This is a genomic window from Lysobacter luteus (assembly GCF_907164845.1).
In the GTDB taxonomy this organism is placed as follows: Bacteria; Pseudomonadota; Gammaproteobacteria; order Xanthomonadales; family Xanthomonadaceae; genus Novilysobacter; species Novilysobacter luteus.
In genome coordinates this window covers 560,778-576,722 of the sequence record NZ_OU015430.1, presented here as the reverse complement: position 1 = coordinate 576,722, position 15,945 = coordinate 560,778, and the positions used below count along the sequence as shown (strand labels likewise).

Below are 15,945 nucleotides of genomic sequence, written 5' to 3'. Positions count from 1 at the left end.
TTCTCATTCAGACCCGGGAATGCCCATGCGTCCGTTGCTGCTGTCCTCCGCCGTGCTGGTCTCCCTCGCCGCCTGCTCCAGCCAGGAACCCGCCACGCCGACCGACGCGTCGGCCCCCGACGCCGCTGCCGCAGCCCCGGCCGAGCTGGTCGTCTACACCTCGCGCAACGAACAGCTGGTCAAGCCGCTGTTCGACCGCTACACCGAAGAGACCGGCGTCAAGGTCACCTACCTCACCGACAAGGCGCCGCCGCTGATGGAGCGCCTGAAGGCCGAAGGCAGCCGCACCCCGGCCGACGTGTTCATCACCGTCGACGCCGGCAACCTCTGGCAGGCGGCCAACCTGGACCTGCTGCAGCCGATCGAGTCCCCGGTGCTGGAGGCCAACATCCCCGACAACCTGCAGGACCCGGATAACCGCTGGTTCGGCCTGTCTGTGCGCGCCCGCACGATCATCCACAACCCCACGCGCGCACCGGCCGACACGCTCTCGACCTACGAGGCGCTGGCCGGGCCGGAATGGAAGGGCCGGCTGTGCCTGCGCACCAGCGGCGCCGTCTACAACCAGAGCCTGGTCGCCACCATGATGGCCACTCTCGGCGCGGAAGAGACCGAGCGCGTGGTCCGCGGCTGGGTCGACAACCTCGCGGCCGCGCCGATGGCCAACGACAACGCAGTGATCGAGGCGATTGCCGCGGGCCGCTGCGACGTGGGCATCACCAACACCTATTACCTGGGCCGGGCGTTGAAGCAGGATGCGGAACTGCCGGTCACGGTGTTCTGGCCGAACCAGGCCGACGGCGGGCGCGGCGTGCACGTCAACGTGTCCGGCGCGGGCGTGGTCAAGCATTCCGACCAGCCCGACGCCGCGCAGGCGTTCATCGAGTGGCTGTCGGGCGGCACCGCGCAGGAGCTGTTCGCCGGCGAGAACCTGGAGTACCCGGCCAACCCCGGGATCCCGATGGCCGACCTGATCAAGGGCTGGGGCGAGTACCGCGCTGATCTCATCAACGTCTCCCAGGCTGGCGCGATGCAGGCCGAGGCGGTCAAGCTGATGGACCGTGCCGGCTACCGCTGAGCCCACGCCGCACCCCCACCGGTGGGACGTGCACGCCGGCAGGCAGTGGCCCGGCGCCTGGACGTGGCTGGCGGTCGCGCTGACGCTACCGGCGCTGGTGCCGCTGGTGGCGACATTGGCCGCCCTGCTCCGCCCCGACCCGGCCACCCTGGGCCACCTGTGGCAGTACGTGCTGCCGCAGGTGGCCGGCAATACCTTCTGGCTTCTGCTCGGCGTGGGCGCAGGCACGGCCGTGCTGGGCACGGCGCTGGCGGCGCTGGTCGCGCTGTGTGAGTTCCCCGGGCGACGGGTGTTCGCCTGGCTGCTGGTGCTGCCACTGGCGTTGCCCGGCTACGTGCTCGCGGTCGCTTTCATCGGCCTGTTCGACTACAGCGCACCGCTGGCGGGATGGGTGCGCGACAGCGTCGGCTGGGAGCTGCCCGAGATCCGTTCGCGCGGCGGCCTGGTCGCGGTGATGACGCTGGCGCTGTACCCGTATGTCTACCTGGTCGCCCGCGAGGCTTTCGCCACCCAGGGAGCGCGCGCGCTCGAGGCCGCGCGTGCGCTGGGCATGGGTCCGTGGCGTGCGTTCCGGCAGGCAAGCCTGCCGCTGGCGCGGCCGTGGATCGCCGGCGGCACGTTGCTGGTGCTGATGGAAACGTTGGCCGATTTCGGTGCGGTCTCCGCCTTCAACTACGACACCTTCACCACCGCGATCTACAAGGCGTGGTTTGCGCTGTTTTCCACCGACACCGCGCTGCAGATCGCCGCGGTCATGCTGCTGGTCGTGCTGGCGCTGGTCGGGCTGGAAGCCGTGTCGCGCCGCCGCCAGTCGTTCGCCTCGGTCGGCCATCCCGGTGCGACCCGGTTGCCGCTGGGCAAACGCGGCTGGTGGGCGAGCGCGCTGTGTGCGCTGGTGGTCGGCGTTGCGCTGCTGTTGCCGCTGGCGCAGCTCGCATGGGACGGCGCCCGGCACTTCGCCGACCTCGACGCACGCTACCTCGCCAGCATCCGCAATGCGCTGTCGCTGGCCGCCATGGCGGCGGTGCTGACCACGGTCGCCGCCTTCGTCATTGCTCTGGCCGCGCGCGAGCAGCCGGGACTGTTGACCGGCACGGTCACCCGCATCACCACCCTGGGTTACGGGTTGCCGGGCGCGCTGCTCGCGATCGGGCTGTACGTGCCGGTCGCGATGTTCTCGACCTGGCTGTTCGAGCGCCACGGGTGGGAGCTGGTGCTGGAAGGGGGACTGGTGCTGTTGCTGGTGGCCTACGGCATCCGCTTCCTGGCCGTGGCGCATGCGCCGGTGGCCGGTGGCCTGCTGCGGATCCGGCCCAGCCTGCTGGAGGCCAGCCGCGTGCTCGGCGTGACCGGCACCCGCCAGCTGCGGCAGGTCCACTGGCCGCTGCTGCGCGGCAGTTTCGCCAACGCCGCGCTGCTGGTGTTCGTCGACACGATGAAGGAAATGCCGATCACCCTGATGATGCGTCCGTTCGGCTGGGACACGCTGGCCACGCGGGTGTTCGAGATGACCAACGAAGGCGAGTACGCACGCGCCGCCCTGCCCTCGCTGGCCATTGCGCTGGTCGGCCTGGTTCCGGTGATCGCGCTGACACGACGGGGACGCGATGCGACTTGAGATAGACAACGCGACGGTCGGCTACGGCGGCCGGGTGGTACTGGCCGATGCCAGCCTGACACTGGAGGACGGCGAGATCGGTTGCCTGCTCGGTCCGTCCGGCGCCGGCAAGACCACCCTGCTGCGGGCGGTCGCAGGCTTCGAGCGGTTGATGGGCGGTCGCATCCGCGCCGACGGCGAACTGCTGGTCGGTGACGGCGTGCACCTGCCACCGGAACAGCGCCGCCTCGGCATGGTGTTCCAGGACCACGCGCTGCTGCCGCACCTGAGCGTGCTCGACAACGTCCGCTTCGGCCTGTTCCGCTGGCCGCGGCCCAAGGCGCTGGCGCGTGCGCGCGAAGTGCTGGAGCTGGTCGGCCTGGTCGACGCCGCCGACCGCCAGCCGCACCGGCTCTCCGGCGGCCAGCAGCAGCGCGTCGCACTGGCGCGCGCGCTGGCGCCGCAACCGCGGTTGGTGTTGCTGGACGAACCGTTCTCGAGCCTTGATCCCGATTTGCGCGAGCGCTTGGCGGTGCAGGTGCGCGAGGCGCTGAAGGCCGCCGGCATCGGCGCGCTGCTGGTGACGCACTCGCAGGTCGAGGCCTTCGCGATGGCCGACCGCATCGGCGTGATCGGCGATGGGCGGCTGCAGCAGTGGGCCAGCGGCTACGACCTCTACCACCGCCCGGCGAACCGTTTCATCGCCGGCTTCGTCGGAGAGGGCGTGCTGCTGCCGGCGACCGTCGTCGACGCGGACCACGTGCACACCGCCTTCGGCGTGCTCGCCGCCGACCACCGCCTGGGCGCGCCGACGGGTTCGCGGGTGGAAATGTTGCTGCGCCCGGACGACGTCATCCACGACGACGACGCGCCGCTGCAGGCACGAATCGTACGCCGGCATTTCCGCGGCGCCGACTTCCTCTACACGCTGCAGCTCGAGGGGGGCGACCTGGTGGAGGCGCTGGTGCCATCCCACCACGACCATGCCATCGGCCAGCGGATCGGCATCCGGCTGGACCTGGAGCACGTCATCGTGTTCGAACACCCGCCGCAACCGGGCGGCGAAGTGCTGGCCGGTACCGGCGACTGACGCGCCCGCGGGCGCGCGGGTTCAGCGCGCCGCGTCCGCCGGAACCCTGACCCTGAACCACGCCGCGTACAGCGCAGGCAGGAAGAACAGCGTCAGCACCGTGGCGACCAGCAGGCCGCCCATGATCGCCACCGCCATCGGTCCGAAGAAGGCGCTGCGCGACAGCGGGATCATCGCCAGGATCGCCGCCAGCGCGGTCAGCACGATCGGCCTGAACCGCCGCACCGCGGCCTCCACGATCGCCTGCCACGGCTCGCGGCCGTCCTCGCGGTCCTGCTCGATCTGGTCGACCAGGATCACCGAATTGCGCATGATCATGCCGGCCAGCGCGATCGTGCCGAGCATCGCCACGAAGCCGAAAGGCACCCGGAACACCAGCAGGAACAGGGTCACGCCGATCAGCCCCAGCGGCGCGGTCAGCAGCACCATGATGCTGCGCGAGAAGCTGCGCAGTTGCAGCATCAGCAGGGTGAACACGACGAACAGGAACAGCGGCACGCCGGCGATGATGGAGTTCTGCCCGCGGGCGGAGTCCTCGACGCTGCCACCGATCTCGACCGAGTAGCCGAAAGGCAGTCCGGCGCGGATCCCGTCGAGCGTCGGCGAGATCTGCGCCATCACCGTCGCCGGCTGGGTGCCGTCGTAGATGTCGGCGCGCACGGTCATCGTCGGCTTGCGGTCGCGGTGCCAGATGATCCCCTCTTCGAAGCCGTACTCGATGGTTGCAACCTGGCCCAGCGGCACGCTCTGCCCGCTGGCGGTGGGGACCATCAGGCTGTCGAGCTCGTCGAGCTGCACGCGCTCGGCGTCGGCGCCGCGCAGCATCATGCCGATCAGCTCGTCGCCCTCGCGGAACGTGCTCACCTGGCTGCCCGACAGCGAACTGCCGAGCACCTGCGCCAGCTGCGCCGAGGTAATGCCCAGCGCGCGAGCGCGGTCCTGGTCGACCTGCAGCCGCACCACCTTGCCGGGCTCGTCCCAGTCGAGGTTCACGTTTGCCACGTGCGGGTTCTCGCGGATCTTCCCGCGCACGGCATAGGCAATCGCGCGTACCTGCTCGATGTGCTCGCCCGACACCCGGAACTGCACCGGGTAGCCGACCGGCGGGCCGTTCTCGAGGCGGGTCACGCGCAACTGCAGCTCGGGGAACTTCGGCACGACCTCCTCGATCATCCAGCTGCGCACCGCCTCGCGTGCCTCGAGGCTCTCGGGCATCAGCACGAACTGGGCGAAGTTGGCGGCCGGCAGCTGCTGGTCGAGCGGCAGGTAGAACCGCGGCGACCCCGTGCCGACGTAGGCGGTGTAGTTGACCAGGTCGCCGCGCGCGGCGAGCAACTCCTCGAGCCGCTCGACCTGGGTGGCGGTGGCCTTCAGCGAGCTGCCCTCGGCCAGCTCCATGTCGACCATCAGTTCGGGCCGAACCGAATCGGGGAAGAACTGCTGCGGAACGAACCGGAACATCAACACCGAGGCCACGAAACCGGCGACCGTCAGGCCGATCACCAGCCAGCGCCGCCGCACGCACCACACCAGCCAGCCGCGGAAGCGCTGGTAGAAGCGCGTGCCGTACGGGTCGTGCAGGTGTCCGTCGTGCGGCATCGGCGCGATCACGTCGGCAAACGCCGGGAAGCGGTCTGCCCAGCGTTCGCGCTGCCCCTGCCAGCGCGCCGCCAGCGAACCCGGCCTGGGCGCGGCCGCGTGGCCGCCAGTGTTCCTGTCAATACCAGGCAGCAGCTTGTCGCCCAGGTACGGGATGAACGCCACCGCGGCGATCCAAGACACCAGCAGCGCGATCGTCACCACCTCGAACAGCGAGCGGGTGTACTCGCCCGTGCTCGAGGCGGCGGTCGCGATCGGCAGGAAGCCGGCCGCGGTGATCAGCGTGCCGGTCAGCATCGGGAACGCGGTGCTGTCCCACGCGAATGCTGCAGCGCGCAGGCGGTCGAAGCCCTGCTCCATCTTGATGGCCATCATCTCCACCGCGATGATCGCGTCGTCCACCAGAAGCCCGAGCGCGAGCACCAGTGCGCCAAGCGAGATCTTGTGCAGGCCGACCCCGAGCAGGTCCATGACGAAGAACGTCATCGCCAGCACCAGCGGGATCGACAGCGCGACCACCAGGCCGGTCCGCACGCCCAGCGACAGGAAGCTCACCAGCAGCACGATGACCACCGCCTCGGTCAGCACCTTGACGAACTCGCCGACCGATTCCTCCACCGCCGCCGGCTGGTCGGAGACCTTGTGCAGTTCCATCCCGGCCGGCAGGGTCGCCTGCAGTTCGGCGAAGCGCGCCTCCAGCGTCTCGCCCAGTTCCAGGATGTCTCCGCCCTGCTTCATCGACACGCCGATGCCGATCGCGTTGTCGCCCATGAAGCGCATGCCCGGACCCGGCGGATCGGCAAAACCACGGCCGACCTCGGCCACGTCGCCGAGCCGGAAGGTGCGGTCACCGACCCGGATCGGGAAGTCGCGGATCTGCTCGACGCTGCGGAACTGTCCGCTGATGCGCACCGGCACGCGGTTGCCCGGCGTCTCGAAGAAGCCAGCCGGCACCATCGCGTTCTGCTGCTCCAGCGCCTGCTGCACCGCCGAGGCGGGCACGCCCAGCGTCGCCAGCTTGGTATTGGAAAGCTCGATCCAGATCTTCTCGTCCTGGACGCCGAACAGTTCGATCTTGCCGACGTCGGGGACCGCCTGCAGCGCCAGTTGCACGCGCTCGGCGTAGTCCTTCATCACCGCGTAGTCGAAGCCTTCGCCGGTGAGCGCGTAGATGTTGCCGAAGGTGTCGCCGAACTCATCGTTGAAGAACGGCCCAACGATGTCGCGCGGCAGTTCGGGGCGCAGGTCGCCGACCTTCTTGCGGACCTGGTAGAACAGATCCGGAATCTCGCCCGACCGCATCGAGTCGCGCGCGGCGAAGATCACCTGCGACTCGCCGGGGCGCGAGTACGAGCGGATGAACTCGTACTCGCCCGTTTCCATCAGCTTGCGCTCGATCCGGTCGGTCACCTGCCGGGCGACCTGCTCTGCGGTCGCGCCGGGCCACACGGTATGGATCACCATCACCTTGAAGGTGAAGGCGGGGTCCTCGCTCCGGCCGAGCTTGAGGTAGGAGAATGCGCCGGCGATCGCCAGCACCAGCATCGCGTAGACCACCAGGCTACGGTGCCGCAGCGCCCACTCGGACAGGTTGAAGCGCATCGTCGCGGTTCCGCTCAGTCGACCGCGGCCGCGGACGCACCGCGCACCGGGCGGTTGTCACGGTCGACCGGTTGCACCTTCTGGCCTTCGCGCAGCAGGTGCCCGCCGGCGGCGACGACCCAGGCCTGGCGGTCCAGCCCGCCGGTGACCGGGACGCGCTCGTTGCCGTACGCGCCCACCTGCACCGGCTGCAGCTTGAGGGTGGAAGTCGCCGGGTCGACCACGAACACCGCCACAGCGTCCTCGCCGACGCGCTGGAGCGCCGACAACGGGACACTCAGGCTTTCGCGGTCGCCGTTGGTGTCCACGTGCACGCGGGCGCTCTGGCCGAGTTCGAGCGCCCCGGCCGGCGCTTCCACCACCGCGCGGGCGGCAAAGGTGCGCGAGGCCGGGTCGGCCATTGGCGCGATCTCCCGCACCCGGCCAGGCCAGCGCCGCTCGGGATCGGACCACAGCTCGACCTGCACCGCCTGTCCGGGCCGGATGGCGTCGACGCGCCCCTCGGGCACGGCGAACGCGACCTCGCGGGTCCCGTCGCCGGCCAGGGTGTAGACCGCCTGCCCGGCCGCGACCACCTCCCCCGCCTCTACGTGGCGCGCGGCGATGACGCCGTCGGCGGTGGCCCGCAGCTCGCTGTAGCCTGACTGGTTGCCGGCGACCTCGAGTTCGGCGCGGGCGGCGTCGACCTGGCCTTGTGCGGCGGTGGCCGCCGCGTTCTGGGCGTCGAGTGCGGACCGGCTGACCAGCTGGTCTTCGGCAAGTGCGGCAAACCGGGCTTGGTCGGCGCGGGCGCGGCCGAGTTCGGCCTCGGCGGCCGCCAACCGGGCGCGCGCGGCGCGGGCACGCGCCTGCAGGTCGGCGGCATCCAGCGTCGCCAGCAGTTCGCCACGGCGCACGTGGTCGCCGACGTCGACGTGGCGCTCCACGATCTTGCCGCCGACGCGGAACGACAGCGGGCTCTCTTCACGCGCCCGGATGTCGCCGGCGAACGAGGCCTGAGCGTCGGCTGCTGAGGTCGGATGGGTGACCAGCACGGGACGGACCGTTTCCACGGCGACCTCGTCACTGCCGCATCCGACTGCGAGCGCAACCATCAGCAGGAGGACGGCGGCGAGCCCGGGTCGAATCGCAGGGTTCCGCGGACTGCGCATGCCGGTGCCTCTCAGGCGTAATTAATGAACTAGTACGTACTGTAAGTAATATCGAACCCGCTGGTCTAGTATTCCATCATGGCTGCGCGCATTTCACCCGACTCGCCCCCCACGCCCGCCCGCGGTCCCGGCCCCGGCCGACCCAAGGACCTGGGCAAGCGCGCCGCGATCCTCGACGCGGCCAAGCGCATGTTCGTCATGCATGGCTTCGACGGCGTCAGCATGGATCAGATCGCCGCCGAGGCTGCGGTCTCCAAGCTGACCGTCTACAGCCACTTCGGCGACAAGGAGTCGCTGTTCGCCGCCGCGGTGGAATCCCACTGCAAGAACCTGCTGCCGTCCTCGCTGTTCGAGCCGTCGCCCGACACCCCGTTGCGCGAGCGGCTGCTCGACATCGCACGGGCGTTCTACGCGATGGTCAGCAGCCCCGAATCCGTCGCTGGCCACCGCATGCTGTGCACCCCGCAGCTGGCCGGCACGGCGCTGTCGCGCATGTTCTGGGAGGCCGGGCCGCAGCGGGTGCACGAGGAATTCACCGCGCTGCTCGCGCGGCGCGCGGCGACCGGCGTGCTCGCGATCGACCCCGACCCCGCCGCGCTGCACCGTGCCGCCACCCAGTTCTTCGCGCTGGTGAAAGGCGAGCCGCACGCCATGCTGGTGTTCGGCTGTTGCCAGTGCGACGAGGTCGAGCTGGACGCCCATCTGACGGCGTCGGTCGACCTGTTCCTGCGCGCCTATGGGCGGGACGCGGGTGCGCGATGACCCCTGACCGCGGTCGCGGTTACTTCCGGCACTCGGTCCCGGTCGCCGCCGGCGGCGATCCTGTCGCGGTCGCGAAAATGCCGCCCGGGCGCCGCACGGCAGGCTTTGCAAGCCCGCGCCCATTACAATTGGCGGCTCCACCGCGAACCCCAGAGAGACTGATGAGCACGATCGATTACGCCAAGGCACGCGAACTGATGGTCGAACAGCAGGTTCGGCCGTGGGACGTGCTGGACCCGCGCGTGCTGGACGTGCTCTCGAGCCTTCCCCGCGAGGCGTTCGTCCCCGCCCCGCACCGCGCGCTGGCCTACACCGACATTCCACTGCCGCTGCCGCATGGCGAACGCATGATGAAGCCCGTCGTCGAGGGCCGGACCCTCCAGGGGCTGGCGCTGGACCCGCATGACACGGTGCTGGAGATCGGCACCGGCAGCGGCTTCCTGGCCGCCTGCCTGGGCCGGCTGTCGCGCGAAGTGGTGAGCCTGGAGCGCCACGCCGACCTGGCCGACACCGCCCGCGCGCAACTGGCCGCCCAGGGCCTGGCCAACGTCAACGTCGTGCACGCCGACGCGTTGGCGTGGGAGACCACGCGGCGGTTCAGCGCGGTCTGCGTCACCGGCGCGGTCGACGTGATTCCGCAGCGCTTCATCGATTGGCTGGAACCGGGCGGGCGCATGTTCGTCGTGCGCGGCCGGTCACCGGCGATGGAGGCGGTGCTGGTCCACAACGAACCCGGCCAGCCGCGCATCGAATCCCTGTTCGAGACCGATCTCCCCTATCTCGCCGGCATGGCTCCCCAGCCCGCCTTCGAGTTCTAAAACGCCAAGGACACAGCATGATCCGTCGCCCGCTCGTATTCGCCCTCGCCTTCGCCCTGCTGCCGGCCACTGCCGCGGCGGAAGACCTGTTGCAGACCTACGAGATGGCACGGGCCGGCGACCCGCAGTTCGCCGCCGCCGAGTCCAGCCGGCTGGTGACCCGGGAAGGCGCGGTGCAGGCGCGCGCGGCGATGCTGCCGCAACTCGACGGCAGCGCCAGCGTGCGCCGCTCGCGCAGCGAAGGCCCGGCGACCCAGACACAGTTCGACCCGGCCACCGGCGAGCCCCTGCAGTTCACCGGCGACATCGAAAGCGAGACCACCACGCGCAGCGTCGGCATCAACGGCCGGCAGATGCTGTTCGACATGGCGCGGTTCACCACCCTGCGCGGGCAGAAGGCCCTCAGCCGCGCGGGCGACTTCCAGCTCGAGGCGGCGGGCGACAACCTGATCACCCGCACCTCGGCGGCGTATTTCAACGTCCTGGTGCAGCTTGAGACCCTGGCCGCGGCCGAGGCCGCCGAGACCGCGCTGCAGAAACAGTTCGATTTCGCGTCAAAGCGGCTCGAAGTGGGCCTGGCACCGATCACCGACGTCCACGAGGCACGCGCGCAGTACGACACCGCGCGTGCCAACACGATCATCGCCCGCAACGCGGTGGCCGATGCCTACCAGGCGCTGGCCGAGATCACCGGCCGCCCGGTGCGCGACCTGCAGGGCCTGCCGGCCGACTACCAGCCGCAACTGCCGGTGTCGGAAGGCGTCGACGGCTGGGTCCAGACCGCCATGCAGAACAACCCGGCGCTGCAGGCGCAGCAGTTCCGCGTCGAGTCGGCCGAGGCCAACGTCGCGACCGCGCGAGCCGGCCACCTGCCGACGCTCTACCTCAGCGGCAGCTACGGCGACAGCAAGACCACCGGCGACCGCACGTTCAGCAGCAGTGACCTGCCGGCCTCGATCACCAGCCCGATCGAAAGCGAGAGCCGCGGCCCCGAGATCGGCATCACCCTGAGCGTGCCGATCTTCTCCGGCGGCGACACCCAGTCGCGCGTCCGCCAGGCCATCGCCCAGCGCGACATCGCGTCCGATGAACTGGAGCAGCAGCGCCGCGCGCTCGAGCGCAACACGCGCAGTGCCTACCAGACGCTGGTCGCCGGCATCAGCGAGGTCGAGGCCCGCCGGCAGGCGCTGGTCTCCGCCCAGGCCGCCTACGACGCGTCGCAGGTGGGCCTGGAAGTCGGTACCCGTACCGTGCTGGACGTGCTGAACAACCAGCAGAACCTGTTCACCGCGCAGCAGGCCTACGCGCTGGCCCGCTACAACTACCTGCAGAGCCGGCTGCTGCTCGAGCAGGCGGCCGGCACCCTCGACGTCGAGGACGTGCAGGAGATCAACCGCCTGCTGACCGCCGATGCCGAAGCGCAGGTCGACTCGGTCATCCAGTAACCGACCCCGCTCCCGCCGTCGCCGTCAGGGGGGGCGGCGGGAGCACCGGCTGCAGCAGCACCAGGGTCTGCGCGAGCGCACCGCGTCCGGTTTCCACCAGCTTGCGCCCGGCTTCGGCCATCTGCTCGCGCCTGGCCGGATCACCCAGCAGGGCGGCGAGCTCGTTCGCCACGCCATCGGCGTCGGCGCCCACCCGCAGCGCCCCGGCCTGCTCCAGCCGCCGCGAGATCTCGGCGAAGTTGTGCAGGTGCGGCCCGGTCACGATCGCTGTTCCGGTGGCCGCCGGCTCGAGCAGGTTATGCCCGCCCACCGGTTGCAGGCTGCCGCCCACGAACGCGACATCGGCGCAGGCGTAGAAGTTCATCAGCTCGCCCAGCGTGTCGACCAGGAACACCCCGTCGCCCGGCTGCGGCCAGCGGGCGCGCGACCGCGTCCCAACCTGCCAGCCGGACGCACGCGCGTGCTCGGCCACCTGCCGGAACCGCTCGGGATGCCTCGGCGCCCACAGCAGAAGCAGGTTGGGAAAAACGGCGCGGAGCCTGCGGTGGATCGCGATCACCGGGGCTTCTTCTTCCTCGTGCGTGCTCGCCGCGATCCACGCCGGCCGGTCGCCGCAATGCCGGCGGCATTCGGCGACAAACGCATCCATCGCTTCGGGCACCGCGACGTCGAACTTGAGGTTGCCGACCTCGACCACCTGCCCGGGCCGGGCTCCCAGGCGGACGAAGCGCACCGCATCCGCCAGCGATTGGGCCGCCACCGTATGCACCGTGCGCAGCGCGCGTCCCACCAGCGGCGCCAGCACCCGGTAGCCGCGCAGCGAGCGCTCCGACAGCCGCGCATTGAGGATGAACAACGGGATCCGGTGGTCGCGGCAGCCGAACAGCAGGTTCGGCCAAAGCTCGGTCTCCATGATCAGCGCGGCGTGCGGGCGGTAGTGCCGCAGGAACCGGTCGACCGCGCCCGGGAGATCGTAGGGGAGGTAGACGTGCTCGACGTCGTGGCCCCAGATCGCACGCACCCGCTCCGAGCCGGTGGGCGTGATGGTGGTGACCAGCAACCGCAGGTCCGGCCGGCCGCGGCGCAGGGCGTTGACCAGCGGCAGCGCCGCGTTGACCTCGCCGACCGACACCGCATGCAGCCACAGCACACGTCGGCCGGCCGCATCGTGGTAGCGCGCGTAGCGCTCGTGCCAGCGCTGGAAGTACGCCGGTTGGCGGAATCCACGCCAGATCAGGTGGTACACCGTCACCGGCACCAGCAGGTACAGCGCAGCCGAGTACAGCACGCGCAGCAGGCGCTCGATGGGGTCAATCCGCATCCGCGCAGGATACTTCAGCGGGCCGGACCGTCGCGTTGTCGCCGGCTAGAATCGACGGATGGCCGACACCGCTTCCCCGACCTCCCCCGGCACGCCGCCGAAAGGCCCGCGCCACTGGCCGACCTGGCTCGCGCTGGGCGTGATGTGGCTGGCGGCACGCCTGCCGTGGCCGGTGCAGCGCGCACTCGGCGCGGGCATCGGTGCGCTGGCGTTCGCGGTCGCCGGCGAACGCCGCAGGGCCGCGCGCGCCAACCTCGCCTTGTGCCTGCCGGCGATGCCGGAACCGGCGCGCGAGACCCTGCTGCGCGAGAGTTTCCGTGACCTCGGAATCGGTCTGTTCGAGTTCGCACGCGCGTGGTGGGGTTCGGTGACGCCTATGCGGCGGACCGTGCGAGTTGAAGGCGTCGAGGCGATCGAGGCGATCCGCGCGCAGGGCCGCGGCGTGCTGCTGGTGTCGGGCCACTTCATGACGCTGGAGATGTGCGGGCGCCTGATGTGCGACCACCTGCCGCTGGCCGGCATGTACCGCCGCCACCGCAGCCCGGTGATGGAGTGGGCGGTCAAGCGCGGGCGCCTGCGGTATGCCTGTGCGATGTTCGCCAACGCCGAATTGCGGCCGGCGATGCGCCACCTCAAGCAGGGCGGATTGCTGTGGTATGCGCCCGACCAGGACATGCGTGGCAAGGAGACGGTGTTCGCGCCGTTCTTCGGCGTCCCGGCGGCGACCATCACCGCGACCCACCAGTTCGCGCGCCTGACCGGGTGCGCGGTTGTGCCGTTCTTCCACCGCCGCGAGGGCGCTGACTACGTGCTGCGGCTGGGCGAACCGCTGGAAGACTTTCCCTCGACCGATCCGGTTGCCGACTCCACGCGGGTCAACGCGGCGATCGAAGCGATGGTGCGCGAGGCCCCAAGCCAGTACCTCTGGATCCACCGCCGTTTCAAGCGGCGCCCTCCCGGCGTCGCCACGCCGTACCGCTGAGCGATTGCCTGCTCAGCCGCTGTGTGCCGGAACCGATGCCGGCACTGACGCAGGCTTGGCCAGCAGGCTACCGGCATACAGCGCAGCCAGCAGCAACGTCAGCCCGCCCCAGAACGTCGAGTAGAACGCCAAGTGGGTGTTGAGCGGGAACACCGTCACCACCAGTGCCAGCATCGCCGGGCGTGCGTGCTCGCGTTGCAGCGGTTCGGCGTAGCGCCACGCGCGCCACGCCAGCGCCGCGCCAGCGAGCCACAGCAGCAGGCCGAACAGACCGGTCTCGCTGACCACCTCCAGCACGATCTGGTGCGCGTGCAGCGCGGGGCCTTCGCCCCACTCCGCCGGCTGGCCACTCTCGGGATCGCAGGCGGGAAACGCCTCGCGGAAGCCGCGCGCACCGACCCCGTTGAATGGATGCCGGCCCGCCATGCACACCGCTGCGCCCCAGATCCGGGTGCGGCCCGATAGCGCCACGTCGACGCCCTCCTCGTTCGCCGTCAGCACGTGGGTCGTGCGTACGATCCGGTCGCGCACCTGCGGCGAGGCGAGCGTCAGCACCGCGAGCATCACCGCGCCGAACGCGAACACGCCGGCAAGCTTCTTCCAGCCGAGCATCCGCCAGCCCGACAGCACCAGCACCAGCGCATAGGTGACCCACGACGCGCGCGAGCCGGCGAGCACGACGACCGCGCCCATCGCCGCCGCGGCCACCAGCCAGCCCGCAATGCGGAACCGCTGCCCGGCCGCGTGCAGGACGAACGGCGAGAGGCTCGCCAGGACGATGCCGAGCTTGAGGTTGCATGGCCCGAGCACGCCGCTGAGCCGGTCGAGCGCGGCGACTTCCTCGGCGCTGCACATGCCGCGGCCGCTGATCGCGTGCTTGATCGAGTCGATCCCGAAGAACAATGGACTCGTGCCGGTGAACGCCTGAAGCAGCGCATCCACCGTCCAGATGCCGATGATCACCGCCAGGCCGGTGAAAGTCGTCCGCCGACCGCGGCCGTTGGCGACCGCGGACGCGACCAGCCAGAGGAACGGCAGGTAGCGCAGGTCCACCGCAGCTTCACGCAGCGCCCGGCCCGGGTCGACCGAGTCGAACGCCGATACCAGTTCGGGCAGCCAGTAGGCGAAGAACAGCACGCTGGTCAGCGCCCAGGCCTGGTGGCTCAGCAACTGGCCGCCACCGCGGAACCGCGAAGTAACCAGCCGGATGATCGCGACCAGCGCCCCAAGCACCAGCACGCCCTCGGCATAGCCGGGTGCGGGCCACAGGGCGACGTAGGCGAGGATCCACGCCGGCGCCCAGCGCCAGCCGGGAACGGCGCCGTTGTGCGGCAGTGCGGTCGGTTCAGTCAGCGAGTTCGGCATAGACGGCCAGGGTGGCTTGCTGCATCGCGTGCAGGGTGTACCGCGCGAGCAGCGGATGGGACGAGACGGGCATCGTACCGGCTGGTACCGACGCGCGTTCGAGCAGCGCACGGCCGCGGACGGCGAGCGCGTCGCCGTCGAACGGCTCGACCGCACCGGCGGGCTGCAGCTCGCGCAGCAATTCGCCGACGCCACCGTGCGACCAGCCCAGCACCGGGCGGCCGCACGACAGCGCCTCGACCACGGTGCGCCCGAACGCCTCGGGCTTGCGCGAGAGTTGCAGGACCAGGTTGCAGGCGGCATAGGCCCGTGCGATCGCGTCGGTCGGCGGCGTGAAGGCGATGACACCCTCGATCCCCAACGCGCATGCATGCGTTTCGAGCTCGGTGATGTACGCCGCGCGACCGGCCTCGCGCGCGCCGGGGAGCCACAGCCGCGCGTCCAGGCCATCGGCACGCAGGCGCGCCAACAGCTCCAGCGCATCGACATGGCCCTTGAGCCGGGTGCCGCGTCCGGGCAGCAGCAGTAGCGGGCCGTCGCCGCCCAGCGCCGGGTGCTGGGCGACGGCCCATGCGCGTGCGGCAGGGTCCGGCGACGGTGCTGGCGGGAAGGACAGCGGGTCGATGCCGCGCGGGATCACGCGCAACTTGCCGGCGTCGGTGGCGGGGTAATGCCGGAGGACGTAATCGCGCACGGTCTCCGACACGCAGACGACGCGTTCGCCACGGGTCATCACCGCGCTGTAGCGCGACGGCGAATTCAGCCCGTGCACCGTGCTCACCAGCCGCGGTCTTGATGCGCCCATTCCGCGCAACGCCAGCACGCCGATCCATGCCGGCAGGCGCGAGCGTACGTGGAGGATGTCGGCGCGTTCGCGCCGCAACAGTGTCCGCAACGTGCTGACGTGGCGCAGGGTCGCCAGCGACTTGCGGCCGATGTCGAGGGTCACGTGCTCGGCCCCCATCGCCTGCAGGCGCGGCACCAGCCGGCCGCCCGCCGAGACCACGACGGCGCGATGGCCGGCCTGGACCAGCGCCTGCGCGATCTCCAGGGTGGAACGCTCGACCCCGCCGGATTCCAGCGCCGGCAGCAACTGGACGACGGTCAGCCGGCGCACCGGACCGGTCCGGCCGTC

The 15,945-nt window shown here is 70.6% G+C and carries 12 protein-coding genes; 7 read left to right on the top strand and 5 right to left on the bottom strand.

What is annotated here, in order from left to right; translation table 11 throughout:
- Nucleotides 1–25 precede the first annotated feature (25 nt).
- Genes KOD61_RS02705 through KOD61_RS02695 form a run of 3 tightly spaced genes read left to right on the top strand, consistent with a single transcriptional unit; the run spans nt 26 to nt 3,765 of the window.
- Nucleotides 26–1,078 (top strand): extracellular solute-binding protein, encoded by a 1,053-nt coding sequence (locus KOD61_RS02705; RefSeq protein WP_215219541.1) that lies wholly within the window; start codon nt 26–28, stop codon nt 1,076–1,078.
- On the top strand, nt 1,062–2,696 hold the full coding sequence (locus KOD61_RS02700) for an ABC transporter permease (protein WP_215219540.1): 1,635 nt from the start codon (nt 1,062–1,064) through the stop codon (nt 2,694–2,696). Before KOD61_RS02705 ends, KOD61_RS02700 begins: the two co-directional genes overlap by 17 nt.
- Nucleotides 2,686–3,765 carry an ABC transporter ATP-binding protein gene (locus KOD61_RS02695; protein WP_215219539.1) on the top strand — a complete coding sequence of 360 codons (1,080 nt, stop codon included), beginning with the start codon at nt 2,686–2,688 and terminating at the stop codon, nt 3,763–3,765. The genes KOD61_RS02700 and KOD61_RS02695 overlap by 11 nt, the downstream gene beginning before the upstream one ends.
- Nucleotides 3,766–3,786: 21 nt before the next feature.
- On the opposite strand, the gene KOD61_RS02690 is transcribed toward KOD61_RS02695, so the two are convergent.
- Both KOD61_RS02690 and KOD61_RS02685 read right to left on the bottom strand, forming a co-directional pair.
- Entirely contained in the window at nt 3,787–6,966 is a 3,180-nt protein-coding gene (locus KOD61_RS02690; protein WP_215219538.1) for an efflux RND transporter permease subunit, read from the bottom strand.
- A gap of 14 nt (nt 6,967–6,980) precedes the next feature.
- Nucleotides 6,981–8,018 (bottom strand): efflux RND transporter periplasmic adaptor subunit, encoded by a 1,038-nt coding sequence (locus KOD61_RS02685; RefSeq protein ID WP_251370632.1) that lies wholly within the window; start codon nt 8,016–8,018, stop codon nt 6,981–6,983.
- 189 nt (nt 8,019–8,207) lie between these two features.
- On the opposite strand from KOD61_RS02685, the gene KOD61_RS02680 reads away from it, so the two are divergent.
- The 3 genes from KOD61_RS02680 to KOD61_RS02670 all read left to right on the top strand — a co-directional run bounded on the left by KOD61_RS02680 (nt 8,208) and on the right by KOD61_RS02670 (nt 11,142).
- Nucleotides 8,208–8,879, top strand: a complete 672-nt coding sequence (locus KOD61_RS02680; protein ID WP_407074580.1) for a TetR/AcrR family transcriptional regulator — start codon at nt 8,208–8,210, stop codon at nt 8,877–8,879.
- Between the two features lie 161 nt (nt 8,880–9,040).
- Nucleotides 9,041–9,697, top strand: a complete 657-nt coding sequence (locus KOD61_RS02675; protein ID WP_215219535.1) for a protein-L-isoaspartate O-methyltransferase family protein — start codon at nt 9,041–9,043, stop codon at nt 9,695–9,697.
- 17 nt (nt 9,698–9,714) lie between these two features.
- A complete protein-coding gene (locus KOD61_RS02670) occupies nt 9,715–11,142 on the top strand; it encodes a TolC family outer membrane protein (RefSeq protein WP_215219534.1) in 1,428 nt (475 codons plus the stop codon).
- On the opposite strand, the gene waaA is transcribed toward KOD61_RS02670, so the two are convergent.
- Nucleotides 11,132–12,463: a lipid IV(A) 3-deoxy-D-manno-octulosonic acid transferase gene (gene waaA / locus KOD61_RS02665; protein ID WP_215219533.1), complete on the bottom strand. Its 1,332-nt coding sequence runs from the start codon at nt 12,461–12,463 to the stop codon at nt 11,132–11,134. The two genes, KOD61_RS02670 and waaA, sit on opposite strands and share 11 nt — an antisense overlap.
- 58 nt (nt 12,464–12,521) lie before the next feature.
- On the opposite strand from waaA, the gene lpxL reads away from it, so the two are divergent.
- Nucleotides 12,522–13,445: an LpxL/LpxP family Kdo(2)-lipid IV(A) lauroyl/palmitoleoyl acyltransferase gene (lpxL, locus tag KOD61_RS02660; RefSeq protein ID WP_215219532.1), complete on the top strand. Its 924-nt coding sequence runs from the start codon at nt 12,522–12,524 to the stop codon at nt 13,443–13,445.
- Between the two features lie 12 nt (nt 13,446–13,457).
- Here the strand turns inward: lpxL and KOD61_RS02655 are convergent, their stop codons facing one another.
- Entirely contained in the window at nt 13,458–14,810 is a 1,353-nt protein-coding gene (locus KOD61_RS02655; RefSeq protein WP_215219531.1) for an O-antigen ligase family protein, read from the bottom strand.
- Nucleotides 14,791–15,927 (bottom strand): glycosyltransferase, encoded by a 1,137-nt coding sequence (locus KOD61_RS02650; protein ID WP_215219530.1) that lies wholly within the window; start codon nt 15,925–15,927, stop codon nt 14,791–14,793. Before KOD61_RS02650 ends, KOD61_RS02655 begins: the two co-directional genes overlap by 20 nt.
- Nucleotides 15,928–15,945: the final 18 nt, after the last annotated feature.

What these genes read in the sequence shown, in the direction of transcription:
- KOD61_RS02705 (WP_215219541.1), top strand. Translation starts at nt 26, where the DNA reads ATGCGTCCGTTGCTGCTGTCCTCCGCCGTGCTGGTCTCCCTCGCCGCC.
- KOD61_RS02695 (WP_215219539.1), top strand. Translation starts at nt 2,686, where the DNA reads ATGCGACTTGAGATAGACAACGCGACGGTCGGCTACGGCGGCCGGGTG.
- KOD61_RS02690 (WP_215219538.1), bottom strand. Translation starts at nt 6,966, where the DNA reads ATGCGCTTCAACCTGTCCGAGTGGGCGCTGCGGCACCGTAGCCTGGTG.
- KOD61_RS02675 (WP_215219535.1), top strand. Translation starts at nt 9,041, where the DNA reads ATGAGCACGATCGATTACGCCAAGGCACGCGAACTGATGGTCGAACAG.
- KOD61_RS02670 (WP_215219534.1), top strand. Translation starts at nt 9,715, where the DNA reads ATGATCCGTCGCCCGCTCGTATTCGCCCTCGCCTTCGCCCTGCTGCCG.
- waaA (WP_215219533.1), bottom strand. Translation starts at nt 12,463, where the DNA reads ATGCGGATTGACCCCATCGAGCGCCTGCTGCGCGTGCTGTACTCGGCT.
- lpxL (WP_215219532.1), top strand. Translation starts at nt 12,522, where the DNA reads ATGGCCGACACCGCTTCCCCGACCTCCCCCGGCACGCCGCCGAAAGGC.
- KOD61_RS02655 (WP_215219531.1), bottom strand. Translation starts at nt 14,810, where the DNA reads ATGCCGAACTCGCTGACTGAACCGACCGCACTGCCGCACAACGGCGCC.